Genomic DNA, 14,923 nt, shown 5'->3' with positions numbered 1-14,923 from the left:
TCACACCTCCCTGGAGTCCGGGCCGGCGGCGATGTTGGCCGGTTCCCGCTCGGCGACCACGCGCCTCGTGCGCGGGCTCGGTGGTACCTGCAGGTCCATCGGGGGCAGCGGGAAGCTGCCGTGCGGCCGGTCGTTGACCTGCTCCTGGACCGTCGGCTTCGGCTGCTGCTTCCGGCTCGGCCAGAGCAGCGTGGCGAGCAGCAGGATGCCGGCGGGGATGCCGACGGCGATCAGCTTGCTGCGCGAGTCCCAGTCCTCGATCGAGCGCAGGCCGGCCAGGACCAGGATCCAGACCAGGTTGATCGGGAGCAGGACCTTCCAGCCGAAGCGCATGAACTGGTCGTAGCGCAGCCGGGGCAGGGTGCCCCGCAGCCAGACGAAGACGAACACCAGCATGACGACCTTGCCGAAGAACCACAGCATCGGCCACCAGCCGGAGTTGGCGCCCGCCCAGATGCTGGTGATCGGCCACGGCGCGTGCCAGCCGCCGAGGAAGAGCGTCACGGTGAAGGCCGACATGGTCACCATCGCGACGTACTCGCTGAGCATGAAGAGCGCGAACTTCAGGGAGCTGTACTCCGTCTGGAAGCCCGCCACCAGCTCCGACTCCGCCTCGGGCAGGTCGAACGGCGCCCGGTTCGTCTCACCGACGATGGCGATGAAGAACATGATGAAGCTGGGGAGCAGCAGGAGCGCGTACCAGCCGGGGGCCGGGATCTCGAAGCCCCCGATGCTCAGCCGGGTGCCGTCGCCCTGGGCGGCGACGATCCCGCTGGTCGACATGGTGCCGGCGGTCATGAAGACCGCGACGACGCTCAGGCCCATCGTGACCTCGTACGAGACCAGCTGGGCGGCGGAGCGCAGGCCGCCGAGCAGCGGGTACGTGGAGCCGCTGGCCCAGCCGCCGAGCACGATGCCGTAGACGGCCAGCGAGGAGAGTGCCAGCACCACCAGCACCGCCACCGGCACGTCGGTGACCTGTAGCGGCGTCCGGTGCCCGAAGATGCTGACCATCGGCCCGAACGGGATCACCGACAGCGCGGTGATCGCGCAGACCACCGAGATCACCGGGGCGAAGAAGAAGACGACCTTGTCGGCGGTCCGCGGGAGGAGGTCCTCCTTGAAGGCGAGCTTCAGGCCGTCGGCGAGGGTCTGCAGCAGACCGAACGGGCCGGCCTGGTTGGGGCCGGGTCGCACGGCCATGCGGCCCACGACCCGGCGCTCGAACCAGACGCCGAGCAGCGTGGCCAGCACGGCGACGACGAACGCGAAGACGATCTTGCCGAGGACCAGCCACCAGGGATCCCGGCCGAAGTCGGCCAGCGTCGGATCCTGGGCCAGGTAGACCGCGTTCACTGCTGTACACCCCCTGCGTTGAGGAGCGGGCCCGGGCGGTCCGCCGCGTCGGCGGCGACCGCGGCGGCGGAGATCCGCACGAGCGCTCCGGACGTCGCGCCGAGGCTGCGTCGCACGGTCGAACCGGGCGAGTTGGTCGGCAGCCAGACGACGCCGTCCGGCATCTCGGTGATCGCCGCCGGCAGGGTCAGCGCCCCCCGGTCGGTGCCCACCGTCACCGGGTCGCCGTCGGCGACGCCGAGCGCCTCCGCGGTGCCCTTGCCCAGCCGGACCACCGGCGGGCGGGCGGTGCCGGCGAGGTGCTCGTCGCCGTCGGTGAGGCTGCCCAGGTCGATCAGCTGGTGCCAGGTGGCGAGCACCGCCTCACCGGCGCCGGGCTCCCGCACCGCGGCCGGCTCCACCGACGGGGTGGCGGGACGGTCGGTCCGGGTCCGCGGCAGCGCGCCCAGCTCGCGGCGGACGCTGAGCACGTCACCGGTGCCGAGCTGCACGTCGAGCTGCGCGGCGAGCGCGTCCAGCACGCGGCCGTCGGTCATCGCGGCGGTGCGCAGCACCGCCTCGAAGGTGCGCAGCCGGCCCTCCCAGTCCAGGAAGCTGCCGGCCTTCTCGACCACCGGGGCGACGGGGAAGACCACGTCGGCCCGCCGGGCCACCGCGCTCATCCGCAGCTCCAGGCTGACCAGGAACGGCACCTCGTCCAGGGCCTTCTCGGCCAGCCGCGGGTCGGCCAGGTCGGCCGGGTCGACCCCGGCCACCACCAGCGCGCCGAGCTGACCGCCGGCGGCGGCGGCGAGGATCGCGTCGGTGTCCCGGCCGGCCTGGCTCGGGATCACCCCGGCGGGGATGTCCCACGCCTCACCCAGCTCGGCCCGGGCGGCCGGCTCGTTGACCAGGCGGCCGCCGGGAAGCAGGTTGGGCAGGCAGCCCGCGTCGACCGCGCCGCGGTCACCCGCGCGCCGCGGCACCCAGGCCAGCTTCGCGCCGGTACGCCGGGCCACGTCGGCCGCCGCGGAGAGGCCGCCCGGCACGCTGGCCAGCCGCTCGCCGACGATCAGGATCGCGCCCTCGGCGCTGAGCGCCTCGGCGACCGTCGCGTGCTCGGCGAGCACGGTCGCCTCCTCGCCCGGCACCACCCGGGCCAGCTTGGCCCCGAGCTTCTCCAGGCCGCGGGTGGCGAACGGCGCGATCGCGTAGACCGTCAGCTTCTTCTTCAGGTACGCCTTGCGCAGCCGCAGGAAGAGGATCGGGCACTCCTCCTCCGGCTCCAGCCCGACCAGCACCACGGCCGGCGCCTTCTCGACGTCGGCGTACGTGACGTCGGTGACCCCGGCGACCGAGCTGGCCAGGAAGTCCGTCTCCTCGCGGGAGACCGGCCGGGCCCGGAAGTCGACGTCGTTGGTGTTCAGCGCGACCCGGGCGAACTTCGCGTACGCGTAGGCGTCCTCGACGGTCAGCCGACCGCCGGTGAGCACCGCCGTGCCCCGCCCGCCGTCCCGCGCCGCGCGCAGCCCCTCGGCGGCGACGGCCAGCGCCTCGCTCCACGCCGCCTCACGCAGCTCGCCGGTCTGCGGGTCGCGGACCAGCGGGGTGGTGAGCCGGTCGAAGGCGCGGGTGTACTGGAAGCCCCACCGCCCCTTGTCGCAGTTCCACTCCTCGTTCACCGCCGGGTCGTCGCCGGCCAGCCGGCGCAGCACCTTGCCCCGCCGCCAGTCGGTGCGCTGGGCGCACCCGGCCGAGCAGTGCTCGCAGACGCTCGGGGAGGAGACCAGGTCGAACGGCCGGGCCCGGAACCGGTACTGGGTGCCGGTCAGCGCGCCGACCGGGCAGATCTGCACCGTGTTCCCGGAGAAGTACGAGTTGAAGGGAACGTCGCCGGAGTCGGCCCCGGCGTCGGCGCCGGGGCAGCCCGCGCCCGTCTCCACGCCGTAGTCCTCGTCCCGGTAGATGTTGATCTCCTCGGCGGACGACCGGCCCATCAGGTCGATGAACTTGTCGCCGGCGATCTCCTCGGAGAACCGGGTGCAACGCTGGCAGAGCACGCAGCGCTCGCGGTCGAGCAGCACCTGCGTGCTGATCGGCAGCGGCTTCGGGTACTCCCGCTTGTGCTCGTGGAACCGCGAGTCGGAGCGTCCGGTGGACATCGCCTGGTTCTGCAGCGGGCACTCGCCGCCCTTGTCGCACATCGGGCAGTCGAGCGGGTGGTTCAGCAGCAGCAGCTCCATGACCCCCTCCTGCGCCTTCTTGGCGACCGGAGAGGTGAGCTGGGTGCGTACCACCATGCCGTCGGCGACGGTCTGGGTGCAGGAGGCGACGGGCTTGCGCTGCCCCTCCACCTCGACCAGGCACTGCCGGCACGCGCCGGCCGGGGCCAGCAGCGGGTGGTCGCAGAACCGGGGGATCTCGGTGCCCAACTGCTCGGCGACCCGGATCAGCAGCGCCCCCTTCGGGGCGGTGACCTCGACGCCGTCGATGGTGAGCGTGACGGTCTCGGTCTGCTTCGCTACGTCGGTCATTAGTGGGCTCCCACCAGCTGCTTGTCCGACAGCTTCGGCGCGGTACGTCCCTCGATGTAGTCGAGGTAGTCCTGCTTGAAGTACTTCAGCGACGAGGTCACCGAGCTGGTCGCGCCGTCACCCAGGCCGCAGAACGAGCGGCCGAGGATGTTGTCGCAGGTGTCCAGCAGGGTGTCCAGGTCCTCGTGGGTGCCCTGACCGGCGAGGATCCGCCGGTAGACCCGGACCATCCAGTAGTTGCCCTCGCGGCACGGGGTGCACTTGCCGCACGACTCGTGGTGGTAGAACTCCAGCCACCGGTACGTCGCGTAGACCGGGCAGTCCTGGTCGGAGAAGATCTGGGTGGCCGTGGTGCCGAGGATCGAGCCGGCCGCCGCCACCCCCTCGAAGTCCAGCGGCACGTCCAGGTGCTCGGCGGTGAGCAGCGGCGTCGACGAGCCACCCGGCGTCCAGAACCTCAGGTTGTGACCGGGCTGCATGCCGCCGGCCAGCTCGATCAGCTCCCGCAGGGTGACGCCCATGCCGCACTCGAACTGGCCGGGGTTGGCGATCCGGCCGGAGAGCGAGTAGATCATCGGGCCGGACGACTTCTCCGTGCCCATGGTCTTCCACCAGTCGGCGCCGCCCAGCACGATGTAGGGGACGCTGGCGATGGTGCCGACGTTGTTGACCACCGTCGGGCTCGCGTACAGGCCGTGGGTGGCCGGGAACGGCGGGCGCAGCCGGGGCTGGCCCCGGAAGCCCTCCAGCGAGTCCAGCAGCGCGGTCTCCTCGCCGCAGATGTACGCCCCGGCGCCCGAGTGCACCACCAGCTCCAGGTCGTACCCGGAGCCGAGGATGTTCCGGCCCAGGTAGCCCTTGGCGGTGGCCTCCCGCACGGCGTTGCGCAGCCGGCGCGCGGCGTGCACCGCCTCGCCCCGGATGTAGATGTAGGCGCGGCTGGCCCGGATCGCGTACGACGCGATGATCACGCCCTCGACGAGGGCGTGCGGGTCGTGCGTCATCAGCGGGAGGTCCTTGCAGGTGCCCGGCTCCCCCTCGTCGGCGTTGACGACGAGGTAGTGCGGCTTGCCGTCGCCCTGCGGGATGAACCCCCACTTGAGACCGGTCGGGAAGCCGGCGCCGCCGCGACCGCGCAGGCCGGAGTCCTTGATCAGCTGGATCAGGTCGTCCGGGTGCGCCTTGAGCGCCTTGCGCAGGGCCGCGTAGCCGTCGAGCTTCTCGTAGGTGCCGATCCGCCAGGCGTCCGGCGACAGCCAGCGCTTGGTGAGTACCGGCGTCAGCTTGGCCAGGGTCTCCGGCCGGGGAGTGGTCACTTCTGGACCCCCGTCTCGCTCGCGACGGCGGAGCCCGCGCCACCGGCGCCCGCCTCGGCTTCCTTGAGGTTGCGCTGCTGCGCACCGGCCGCGTCGCCGGCGGGCTTGCCGTCGCCGGCCGGCGCGTTGGCCGCCGCCCCGGCGGCCTCCGCCTCCTGCGCGTCGCGGGGAGCCGGCGGGGCGCCGTCCACCGGAACCTTGGTGCCCGGGGCGTCCGGCACGGCGGTCGCCGCGTCGGGCTGGCGGGTCTCGGCGGTACGCACCTCGGGCGACTTGGCGTCCGGCGCCTTGACGTCACGGGTGGTGCTGCCGGCCGCCTCGGCGGCGGGGGCGGGCTCGCCGGTGCCCGCGTTGCCCGTGGCGGGCCGGGTGCCGTTGCCGCTCGGGGCCGGCGCGGCCTTGGCCGGCTCGGGAGCCGGCTTCGCGGCCTCGCTCCTGGCCTTCGCCTCGGCGGCGGCCTTGTCGGCCTCGGCCTTGCTGCGGATCGGGGTGTTCGGGTCGAAGCCCGGCACCGAGATGCCGTGCTCCTGCGCCAGCCGCAGCCCCCGCAGGGTGGGCTCTCCCGGCCCGCCGTCGGCGACCGCGCCCTCCCGCTCGTCGGCGAAGCCGGCGAGCTGCACCGCCATCTCCTTGAGGGTGCAGAGCCGGGCGCCCCGGGTCGGCATCGGCCGGCCACCGGCGCGCAGCTCGTCGACGACGCCACGTGCGGTCTGCGGGTCCACCCCGTCGAAGAAGTCGTAGTTGACGGTCATCACCGGGCCGTAGTCGCACGCCGCCAGGCACTCGGCGTGCTCCAGGGTGATCTTCCCGTCGGCGGTGGTCTCGTCGTGCCCCACGCCGAGGTGCTCCGTGAGGGTGTCGTAGACCTCCTGGCCGCCGAGCACGTTGCACATCGTGTTGGTGCAGACGCTCACCAGGTAGTCGCCGGTCGGCCGACGCTTGTACATGGTGTAGAAGGTGGCGACCGCCCCGACCTGGGCCTTGTTGAGGCCCAGCACCTCGGCGCAGAACGCCACGCCGGCCGGGGAGACGTAGCCCTCCTCGGACTGCACCAGGTGCAGCAGCGGCAGCAGCGCCGACCGGGACCGGTCGGCCGGATAGCGGGCGATGATCTCCCGTGCCCGTTCGCGGGTCTCGTCAGTGAACACACTCATCGGTCACAACCACCCATCACGGGGTCCAGCGATGCCCCACCGGCGATCACGTCGGCGATCAGGCCGCCCTCGGCCATCGCCGGGAGCGCCTGGAGGTTGACGAAGCTCGGCTCCCGGTAGTGCACCCGGTAGGGCCGGGTGCCACCGTCGGAGACGGCGTGCACGCCCAGCTCGCCGCGGGGCGACTCGATGCCGACGTAGACCTGGCCCGGCGGCACCCGGAAGCCCTCGGTGACGAGCTTGAAGTGGTGGATCAGCGACTCCATCGACTGACCCATGATCTTCGCGACGTGCTCCAGCGAGTTGCCCATGCCGTCGACGCCGATGGCGAGCTGCGCCGGCCAGGCGATCTTCTTGTCGGCCACCATCACCGGGCCCGGCTTGAGCCGGTCCAACGCCTGCTCGACGAGCTTGAGCGACTCCCGGATCTCGGCGAGCCGGACCAGGTAGCGGCCCCACACGTCGCCGTCGGTGTGCGTCGGCACGTCGAACTCGTACGTCTCGTAGCCGCAGTACGGCATGGTCTTGCGCAGGTCCCAGGCGAGGCCGGCCGAACGCAGCACCGGGCCGGTCACGCCGAGCGCGAGGCAGCCCGTCACGTCGAGCACCGCGACGTTCTTGGTCCGCTCGAGCCAGATGGGCTGCCCGGAGAGGAGGTTCTCGTACTCCTTGAGCCGCTTCGGCAGCAGCTTCAGGAACTCGCGGATCTTGACGATCGCCTCGTCCGGCACGTCCTGGGCCACACCGCCCGGCCGGACGTACGCGTGGTTCATCCGCAGGCCGGTGATGATCTCGAAGATCTCCAGGATGTACTCACGCTCGCGGAAGCCGTAGAGCATCATGTTGATCGCGCCCAGCTCCATGGCCGTGGTGGCCACCCAGACCAGGTGCGAGGAGATCCGGTTCAGCTCCATCATCAGGACCCGGATGGTGTTCGCCCGCTCGGTGATCTGGTCGGAGATCCCGAGCAGCTTCTCCACCGCCAGCGCGTACCCCGTCTCGTTGAAGATCGGGGCGAGGTAGTCCATCCGGGTCACGAAGGTGCTGCCCTGGACCCAGTTGCGGTATTCGAGGTTCTTCTCGATGCCGGTGTGCAGGTAGCCGACGACCGAGCGGGCCTCGCGGACCGTCTCGCCCTCCAGCTCCAGGACCAGCCGGAGCACGCCGTGCGTCGACGGGTGCTGCGGACCCATGTTGACGACGATCCGCTCGTCGTTGATCGGGTCGGTCCCCGAGACGACGCTGTCCCAGTCCCCACCGGTGACGGTGAAGACCTTCCCCTCGGTGGTGTCGCGCTCGGTGGCGTAGTTCGACGTGGTCACAGTGCCGGCCCTCCGTTCACGACTGCGGGGCTCGCAAGCTCACTCCTCGCGCTCACTGGTAGGACCTCCTCCGGTCCGGCGGCGGGATCTCAGCGCCCTTGTACTCGACGGGTACGCCGCCGAGCGGGTAGTCCTTGCGCTGCGGGTGCCCCTCCCAGTCGTCCGGCATGAGGATCCGGGTCAGGTTGGGGTGACCGTCGAAGACGATGCCGAACATGTCGTACGCCTCGCGCTCCTGCCAGTCCGCCGTCGGGTAGATCGACGTGACGCTCGGCAGGTGCGGGTCCTCGGCGGAGACCGCGGCCTCCAGCCGCACGGTGCGGCGGTAGGTCATCGAGGTGAGCTGGTAGACGACGTGCAGGCGGCGGGCGTCGGCGCCGAGGTAGTCCACCCCGGAGACCGAGGAGCAGAGCTCGAAGCGGAGCGCCATGTCGTCGCGCATCACCTGGCAGACCTCGGCGATCCGCTCGGGGCGGATGTGCAGGGTCAGCTCGCCCCGGTCGACCACGACCTTCTCGACGGCGTCGGCGAAGTCCGGGTACGCCTCCTCCAGCGCGTCGCGGACCTCGTCGAAGTAGCCCCCGTACGGCCGGGGGGCGTCCTCGATGGTCCGGCGCTGGCGGACGAGGCCGCCGAAGCCGGACACGTCGCCAGAGCCCTGGTTGCCGAACATGCCCCGGCCGGCCGGGCTGGCCGGGGGGTACTCGGCGGGTGCGGTGCTGCTGGTACCGGCCGGCGTGACCGGCACCGGCACGCCGCCGTCGTCTTGCCTGTCCTGAGGCGCGGTCACTTCTGGACACCCCCGTGCTGCAGGTGGTTCTGGGCCTTCATCCAGTTCTCGATCCGCAGCTGCTCCTCGCGACCCTCACGGACCGCCTTGGTCCACTCGGCCCGCCGGGCCTTGTCGCTGCGGTACGACGACGGCATCGAGCCGTAGGGGACGACCGGGACGTCACCGCGGGCCTTGCGCGCCTCGAGCATCTTGCGACCGTTCGGGCCGAGCGGCTCGTGCCCGATCTTCTCGCGCAGCTTGAGGACCGCGTCGATGAGCATCTCGGGCCGGGGCGGGCAACCGGGCAGGTACATGTCGACCGGGACGATGTGGTCGACGCCCTGCACGATGGCGTAGTTGTTGAACATGCCGCCGCTGCTGGCGCAGACGCCCATCGAGATGACCCAGCGGGGCTCCGCCATCTGGTCGTAGATCTGGCGCAGCACGGGGGCCATCTTCTGGCTCACCCGGCCGGCCACGATCATCAGGTCGGCCTGCCGGGGCGAGGCCCGGAAGACCTCCATGCCCCAGCGGCCCATGTCGTAGTGCGGACCACCGGCGGCCATCATCTCGATCGCGCAGCAGGCCAGACCGAAGGTGGCCCCCCAGACCGACGTCTTCCGCGACCAGTTGACCAGCTTCTCCACCGAGGTGAGCAGGACACCGGCGGGAAGCTTCTCCTCGATACCCATCTGAGGTTCCTCCCTCAGTCCCAGTCCAGGCCGCCACGCCGCCAGACGTAGGCGTAGGCGACGAAGACAGCGACGATGAACAGGACCATCTCCACGAAGCCGAAGATCGGCAGGGCGTCGAACGAGACCGCCCAGGGGTAGAGGAAGATGATCTCGATGTCGAAGACGATGAAGAGCATCGCCGTCAGGTAGAACTTGATCGGGAACCGGCCGCCGCCGACCGGCTGCGGGCTGGGCTCGATGCCGCACTCGTACGCCTCGAGCTTGGCCTTGTTGTAGCGCCGGGGACCGGCGAAGCGGGCAGCGGCCACGGAGAACAGCGCGAACCCCGCGGCGAGGGCGAACAGCCCGATGATCGGTGCATAAGGCGAGAGCGACATCGTTTTCTCCTGCTCGTCCTTCCCTGCCCCTGGTCCTTGTCAAAAATCACACTATTCACGTCCCTCGCGACGGTCGTCGGCGGGGGTCGATCTCCCCTGTCCGCACCTGCGGTCATCGCAGACCGTGGACGGGGCCGTCACACGGGGCTGCCTTCGTCGCGACCGCGGGCGCTCGCAGGCTCGTTCCTCGGGCTACACGGCGGGCGCCACTCTCGTCATCGTGTTGATGACGCGGTCCATCGCGTCCCCGTCGCGGGGGTCGGTCAGGTTGGCCAGCAGCTTGAGCACGAAGCGCATCAGCATCGGGTGCGGCATCCCGTGCTTCGTGGCCATCCGCATGATCTCGGGGCGGCCGATGAGCTTCACGAAGATGCCGCCGAGCCGGTAGTAGCCGCCGAAGCGGAGCTTCAGCTCCGTCGAGTACGCCGTCAGCGCACGCTCCCGGTCCGCGCCGGCCGGGCGCGCGAGCGCCTGCACGGCGACCTCCGCGGCCAGCTCGCCGGACTCCATCGCGTACGCGATGCCCTCGCCGTTGAACGGGTTGACCATGCCGCCGGAGTCGCCGACCAGCATCACGCCCCGGGTGTAGTGCGGCACCCGGTTGAAGCCCATGGGGAGCGCGGCGCCGAGGATCGGCCCCTCCGCGTTCGCCTCGTCGGTCATGCCCCAGTCGGCGGGCGTGTTGGCCAGCCAGTCGGTGAGCAGCCGGCGGTAGTTGGTCTTGCCGAACGCGGACGAGGAGTTGAGCACCCCGAGGCCGACGTTGACCCGGCCGTCGCCTAGCCCGAAGATCCAGCCGTACCCGGGCAGCAGGTTGTCGCCGCTGTCCTTGCTGCGCAGCTCGAGCCAGGACTCCAGGTAGTTGTCGTCGTGCTTGGCGGGCGAGCGGTAGTAGCGCCGGACGGCGACGCCGATCGGCCGGTCCTCGCGCTTGGCCAGCCCGAGGGCGAGCGGGAAGCGGCCGGAGACCCCGTCGGCCGCGACGACCAGCGGCGCGTGGAAGGTGGCGGGCTCCTTGCCCGGGCCGACCTCCGCCTCGACGCCGGTGACCCGGCCGTCCGGGCCCAGCACCGGGCCGGTGACGTTCACGCCGGTACGCAGCTCGGCGCCGGCCTCGACGGCGCGCCGGGCGAGCAGGTCGTCGAAGTCGAGCCGGGTGCGCACCAGGCCGTAGTTGGGGAAGCTCGCCAGGTCGGGCCAGTCCAGCTCCAGCCGGACGCCGCCGCCGATGACCCGCAGGCCCCGGTTGTGCAGCCAGCCCGCCTCGGGCGAGGTGTCCACGCCCATCCGGATGAGCTGCCGCACCGCGCGCGGGGTCAGCCCGTCGCCGCAGACCTTCTCCCGGGGGAACTCGGTCTTCTCCAGCAGCAGCACCCGTACGCCGTGCCGAGCCAGGTGGTATGCGGTAGCCGACCCACCGGGACCGGCGCCCACGACGATCACGTCGGCGTCATGCTCCACCGCGGCCATCCCGCGCCTCCTCCCGCATGCTCGTGAAATGCTTCACAAGCCAGACGGTGGGAGTCTATGACCGACGTCATGACCACGCCGGACCAGGGGTACCTAACTTGCCGGAGACACGTCGGCCGAGGTCGGAGGCGGGGCGCCGGGGCGGGCCTCAGTGCCGGGCGGAGGCGGCCGGATCCAGGCCGGCGTCGTGCCGGATCGTCTCCGGCAGGTGCTCGCGCAGCGCGCCGCCGGCGGCGCGGTCCAGGGCGGCCAGCACCTCGGCCACGACCTGACGGACGTCGGCGGGATCCGCGCCGGCCAGCTCCTTGAGCTGGGCGATGAGCTCGGTCGCGTCGTCGTCGGTGGCCTCCGCGCCGACCGCCTGGTGTCGTCCCGTCATGGGGGCGAGCTTACGGAACAAAGTGGAACAAAAACGGATATTCAGGGAAAGGGCGCCGAACAGGTCTAGACGCGCACCGCGCGGTGCAACGCCGCGATCCCGCCGGTCAGGTTGCGCCAGGCCACCCTGCCCCAGCCCGCCGCGCCGATCCGCGCGGCCAGGGCCGGCTGGTCGGGCCACGCCCGGATCGACTCCGCCAGGTAGACGTACGCGTCGGGGTTGCTGGAGACGGTGCGGGCCACGCTCGGCAGCGAACGCATCAGGTACGACAGGTAGACCGTGCGGAACGCCGGGTTCACCGGGGTGCTGAACTCGCACACCACCAGCCGGCCGCCCGGCCTGGTGACCCGGGCCAACTCCCGCAGGGCGGCGTCGGTGTCGTTCACGTTGCGCAGCGCGAACGAGATGGTCACCGCGTCGAAGCTGGCGTCGGCGAAGGGCAGCTTCAACGCGTCCCCGGCCAGCAGCGGCACCTGGGGACGGGTGCGCTTGCCGACGCGCAGCATGCCGAGGGACAGGTCGGCGCCCACCGCGTACGCGCCCGACTGGGCCAGTTCCTCGGTGGACACGCCGGTGCCGGCGCCCACGTCGAGCACCCGCTCACCAGGCCGCAGGTCGAGCGCGGCCCGGGTGGCCCGGCGCCAGAACCGGTCCTGCCCGAAGGAGAGGACGGTGTTGGTCAGGTCGTAGCGAGCCGCCACGCCGTCGAACATCGCGGCGACCTCGTGCGGCTGCTTGTCCAGGTTGGCGCGCTGGCCCTGCGGGGTACGGCTCACCCCTCCACTCTGCCAGTCCGGCCCGCGCGGGCGGCCGGTGGGTCGGCCGCCCCACCACCCCGGACACGCCGCGGGGGCGGGATGGTCGCCCACCCCGCCCCCGCGTCGCCGTACGTCAGTCGGTCGACTTCTCGTCGCCGGGCGCCACCAGGACGACCCTGCGCCGCCGGGAGAGCAGCAGCAGCGCGCCGCCGGCCAGCAGCACGGCCGCGCCGATGCCGCCGATCAGCCCGGCCTGCACGCCGGTCACCGGCAGCCCGCCGTCGCCGCCGCCACCGCCACCGGGGGTGGTGGTCGGGGCCGCCGTGGGTACGCCGGTCGGGGTCGGCGTCGGCTCACCGGTCGGCGTCGGCGTCGGGGTCGGGGTCGGCTGCGCCGACAGGTCGACGAAGGCCTCGAAGAACGTGTGGTTGTCGCCCATGTCGGCCTCGGAGAAGGCCTTCCGCTGCGCCTGGCCGGCGATCCGCGGCTCCTCCTCCGGCTCGCCCTCGGCGACGTCCAGCCCGTACGCGAAGAGGTCGCCCTCCCGCAGCACCGGCTCGGTCACGTCGTCGCCGACCTTCACCGTCACGTCGGCGGTGTAGTACTGCCCCCGGCGGATGGTCGCGCCGGCGTCCTCGCAGAACGCCTGCTCCTTGCCGAGGTACACCTGCGTGACGCAGCCCTGCGGCACCGTCACGAAGCTCACACCCGCCGGGAGGGTGATGCCGTAGAAGACGCCGGTCGCGGGCCGGCTGCCGTCGTTGTAGACCGCCCAGTCCAGCGGGACGGTCTCGCCCCGGCGCACCGGCCTGAGGTCCGGCTCGTCGGCCACCGCGCCGTTGACCACGACGCCTGCCTGGACGTCCTGCGCCCAGGCGGTGAGGTCGTAGCCGGGCTTCGTCACGGTCACCGGCACGACGACCTTGTCGCGAACCTTGCCCCCGGGCGTCGCGGTGACGACGTGGACGACCAACTTGCCGCCGTCGCCCCGGCCGCCCGTGCTGAACAGCGGGACGCCGAAGTCCTTGCTGGTGCCGGCGGGCAGGTCGCCGAGGGAGCACTGGTAGAGGTGGCTCTCGATGGCGCGGCAACCCTCGGGCACCAGGAAGCCGACGCGCTTCTCCTTGAGCTGCTGGGTGTTGACCCGCAACGAGACGTCCTCCGCCGTGGCCGTGCCGGCGTTGGTGACGGTGAACTTGAACGGCTTGCTCCGGGCCGCGTCGACACCCTTCGCGAGCTGGGTGCTGATCGGGATCAGGGCGAGGTCCGGCCCGTCGGCGGCCTGGGCGGGAACGGCGACGGTGGTCAGGCCACCCGCCGCGAGGAGTGCCACGGCACCGGCGCGGGCCAGGGCCGAGCGATGGAACAGGGTCATCGGTCCCCCGGGGGGTTAGGGAAGAAACGGATGGTTGCGGAACCCGGGCGGACGCTATCGAAGGTCGAAGCGGCACGCCAGCAGGGAGATCGTGTTTCATCCGTCCGGCCGATCCGGTCGGACGGGACGGCCCGACGCACAGCGGGGGCGGGATGGTCACCCATCCCGCCCCCGCTGCCGTGCGTTATGTGAACGACCCTCGCGGGTCGATGGAGGACGACCGTCAGGCCGTCGGCTTCTCGTCGCCCGGGGTCACCAGGACGACCCGGCGCCGCCGCGCCACCATGAACATGGCCGCGCCCGCGATCAGCACCGCGCCGCCGATGCCGCCGATCAGCGTGGTCTGCGCGCCGGTGACCGGCAGGCCGCCGTCGTCGTCACCGCCGCCGCCCGCGCCGCCCTTGGCCGCGACGATCACGGCGTACGCGTCGGAGTTGTCGGTGGCGTCCACGTCGGTCGCCCGCAGGCCGGTGACGTTCTCCGGCAGGGTGACCGCAGCCGCCCGCATCCGGCTGGGCGCGGACCCGACCGGCTCGACGCTGACCAGACCACCCTTGAGGGCACCCGGCTTCACGTCCGCCGCCACGTCGAACACGTGGTAGAAGCCGTAGGCCGAGTAGAGCTTGTCCTCGGGGTTGGTGTCCTCGTCCTGCGGGATCAGGCCGAAGTTGGCGTAGGTGCAGGTGAAGGTGGACTTGTCGGCCGCGTACTCGCAGCCCGGCTCCACCTCGGTCGGGGTGACGCCCTTGGGCAGCTTGACGCTGATCTTCAGACCGGCGGCGGCCTTGTCACCCTGGTTGGTGATGAAGTACGTCAGCGCCGAGCGGCCGCCCGCGTGCAGGTCGCCGGAGTAGACCGGGTTGCCGTCGACGATCTTCACGGCCTGCTTGACGTCCTCGGCGACGACCGAGAGGTCCGGCCCGCTGGCGTCGGAGAAGTCCAGCGTGGCGGTCTTGGTGTTGTTCGCCGCGTTGGTGTCGTCCTTCGAGATAAGCTTGAAGGAGAGCGGGGCCTTGTAGGTGCCCTCGGCCTCGAACTTGAACAGGACGATCGGCAGGTCGGTGGTCTCACCCGGGCCCGGCAGGCCCTTCTCCGTCGCGTGGCAGATGAACGCGGTCGGCTTCTCCCCGACGAGCTCGATGTCGCAGCCGTCCTCGACGGCCGGCACGGCGGCGACCTTGTCGAAGTCGACCTTGGACACGTCCACCCGCACCGACAGTTCGCTCGGGGTGTTCTTGCCGGTGTTGGTCACCTTGGCGTAGGCGAACTTGCCCTGCGCGTTGGCGGCGACCCGCGTGCCGGCCACCTCGATCGCGAGGTCCGTCTCCGTGCCCGAGGCGTGAGCCGGGCTACCGAGGACGGTCAACGCGCCGGAGGCGAGCAGCGCGCCGGCGCCGATACGCGCCAGCGAACGGTTACGGAAGATCATGGAAGAG

The 14,923-nt window shown here is 71.7% G+C and carries 13 protein-coding genes; all 13 read right to left on the bottom strand.

Annotation, left to right across the window (positions count from 1 at the left end; all coding sequences use genetic code 11):
- Nucleotides 1-1,356: an NADH-quinone oxidoreductase subunit NuoH gene (nuoH, locus tag ABZ573_RS01285; RefSeq protein WP_132232110.1), complete on the bottom strand. Its 1,356-nt coding sequence runs from the start codon at nt 1,354-1,356 to the stop codon at nt 1-3.
- Nucleotides 1,353-3,869: an NADH-quinone oxidoreductase subunit G gene (locus ABZ573_RS01280; protein WP_151454891.1), complete on the bottom strand. Its 2,517-nt coding sequence runs from the start codon at nt 3,867-3,869 to the stop codon at nt 1,353-1,355. The genes nuoH and ABZ573_RS01280 overlap by 4 nt, the downstream gene beginning before the upstream one ends.
- Nucleotides 3,869-5,185, bottom strand: a complete 1,317-nt coding sequence (nuoF, locus tag ABZ573_RS01275) for an NADH-quinone oxidoreductase subunit NuoF (RefSeq protein ID WP_132232114.1) — start codon at nt 5,183-5,185, stop codon at nt 3,869-3,871. Before nuoF ends, ABZ573_RS01280 begins: the two co-directional genes overlap by 1 nt.
- Nucleotides 5,182-6,339 (bottom strand): NADH-quinone oxidoreductase subunit NuoE, encoded by a 1,158-nt coding sequence (nuoE, locus tag ABZ573_RS01270; RefSeq protein WP_358114522.1) that lies wholly within the window; start codon nt 6,337-6,339, stop codon nt 5,182-5,184. The genes nuoF and nuoE overlap by 4 nt, the downstream gene beginning before the upstream one ends.
- Entirely contained in the window at nt 6,336-7,661 is a 1,326-nt protein-coding gene (locus ABZ573_RS01265) for an NADH-quinone oxidoreductase subunit D (protein WP_151454890.1), read from the bottom strand. Before ABZ573_RS01265 ends, nuoE begins: the two co-directional genes overlap by 4 nt.
- Before the next feature lie 52 nt (nt 7,662-7,713).
- Nucleotides 7,714-8,451, bottom strand: coding sequence for an NADH-quinone oxidoreductase subunit C (locus tag ABZ573_RS01260; protein ID WP_358114518.1), 738 nt, complete (start codon nt 8,449-8,451; stop codon nt 7,714-7,716).
- Nucleotides 8,448-9,125, bottom strand: coding sequence for an NADH-quinone oxidoreductase subunit B (locus ABZ573_RS01255; protein WP_132232122.1), 678 nt, complete (start codon nt 9,123-9,125; stop codon nt 8,448-8,450). The genes ABZ573_RS01260 and ABZ573_RS01255 overlap by 4 nt, the downstream gene beginning before the upstream one ends.
- Before the next feature lie 14 nt (nt 9,126-9,139).
- The gene (locus ABZ573_RS01250; RefSeq protein ID WP_111134310.1) at nt 9,140-9,505 is read right to left on the bottom strand and encodes an NADH-quinone oxidoreductase subunit A; all 366 of its coding nucleotides are present in this window, start codon (nt 9,503-9,505) and stop codon (nt 9,140-9,142) included.
- A 192-nt stretch (nt 9,506-9,697) separates the two neighbouring features.
- Complete coding sequence (locus ABZ573_RS01245) at nt 9,698-10,975, bottom strand: geranylgeranyl reductase family protein (RefSeq protein WP_132232124.1); 1,278 nt, start codon at nt 10,973-10,975, stop codon at nt 9,698-9,700.
- 148 nt (nt 10,976-11,123) lie between these two features.
- Nucleotides 11,124-11,354, bottom strand: coding sequence for a hypothetical protein (locus ABZ573_RS01240; protein WP_121397089.1), 231 nt, complete (start codon nt 11,352-11,354; stop codon nt 11,124-11,126).
- A gap of 65 nt (nt 11,355-11,419) precedes the next feature.
- The gene (locus ABZ573_RS01235) at nt 11,420-12,130 is read right to left on the bottom strand and encodes a demethylmenaquinone methyltransferase (protein WP_151454888.1); all 711 of its coding nucleotides are present in this window, start codon (nt 12,128-12,130) and stop codon (nt 11,420-11,422) included.
- A gap of 115 nt (nt 12,131-12,245) precedes the next feature.
- Complete coding sequence (locus ABZ573_RS01230) at nt 12,246-13,487, bottom strand: cell wall anchor protein (RefSeq protein WP_358114512.1); 1,242 nt, start codon at nt 13,485-13,487, stop codon at nt 12,246-12,248.
- A 223-nt stretch (nt 13,488-13,710) separates the two neighbouring features.
- Complete coding sequence (locus ABZ573_RS01225; protein ID WP_358114509.1) at nt 13,711-14,916, bottom strand: LPXTG cell wall anchor domain-containing protein; 1,206 nt, start codon at nt 14,914-14,916, stop codon at nt 13,711-13,713.
- Nucleotides 14,917-14,923: the final 7 nt, after the last annotated feature.

Origin of the sequence: Micromonospora sp. NPDC007220 (genome assembly GCF_040634035.1) — a bacterium.
GTDB classification, from domain to species: Bacteria; Actinomycetota; Actinomycetes; order Mycobacteriales; family Micromonosporaceae; genus Micromonospora; species Micromonospora reichwaldensis.
Note: the sequence above shows the minus strand (reverse complement) of the source record. Positions and strands in the feature narration are given on the sequence as shown.

Coding starts and splice junctions, on each gene's coding strand:
- ABZ573_RS01250 (WP_111134310.1), bottom strand. CDS start 9,505: ATGTCGCTCTCGCCTTATGCACCGATCATCGGGCTGTTCGCCCTCGCC.
- ABZ573_RS01230 (WP_358114512.1), bottom strand. CDS start 13,487: ATGACCCTGTTCCATCGCTCGGCCCTGGCCCGCGCCGGTGCCGTGGCA.
- ABZ573_RS01280 (WP_151454891.1), bottom strand. CDS start 3,869: ATGACCGACGTAGCGAAGCAGACCGAGACCGTCACGCTCACCATCGAC.
- ABZ573_RS01255 (WP_132232122.1), bottom strand. CDS start 9,125: ATGGGTATCGAGGAGAAGCTTCCCGCCGGTGTCCTGCTCACCTCGGTG.
- ABZ573_RS01245 (WP_132232124.1), bottom strand. CDS start 10,975: ATGGCCGCGGTGGAGCATGACGCCGACGTGATCGTCGTGGGCGCCGGT.
- nuoE (WP_358114522.1), bottom strand. CDS start 6,339: ATGAGTGTGTTCACTGACGAGACCCGCGAACGGGCACGGGAGATCATC.
- ABZ573_RS01240 (WP_121397089.1), bottom strand. CDS start 11,354: ATGACGGGACGACACCAGGCGGTCGGCGCGGAGGCCACCGACGACGAC.
- ABZ573_RS01225 (WP_358114509.1), bottom strand. CDS start 14,916: ATGATCTTCCGTAACCGTTCGCTGGCGCGTATCGGCGCCGGCGCGCTG.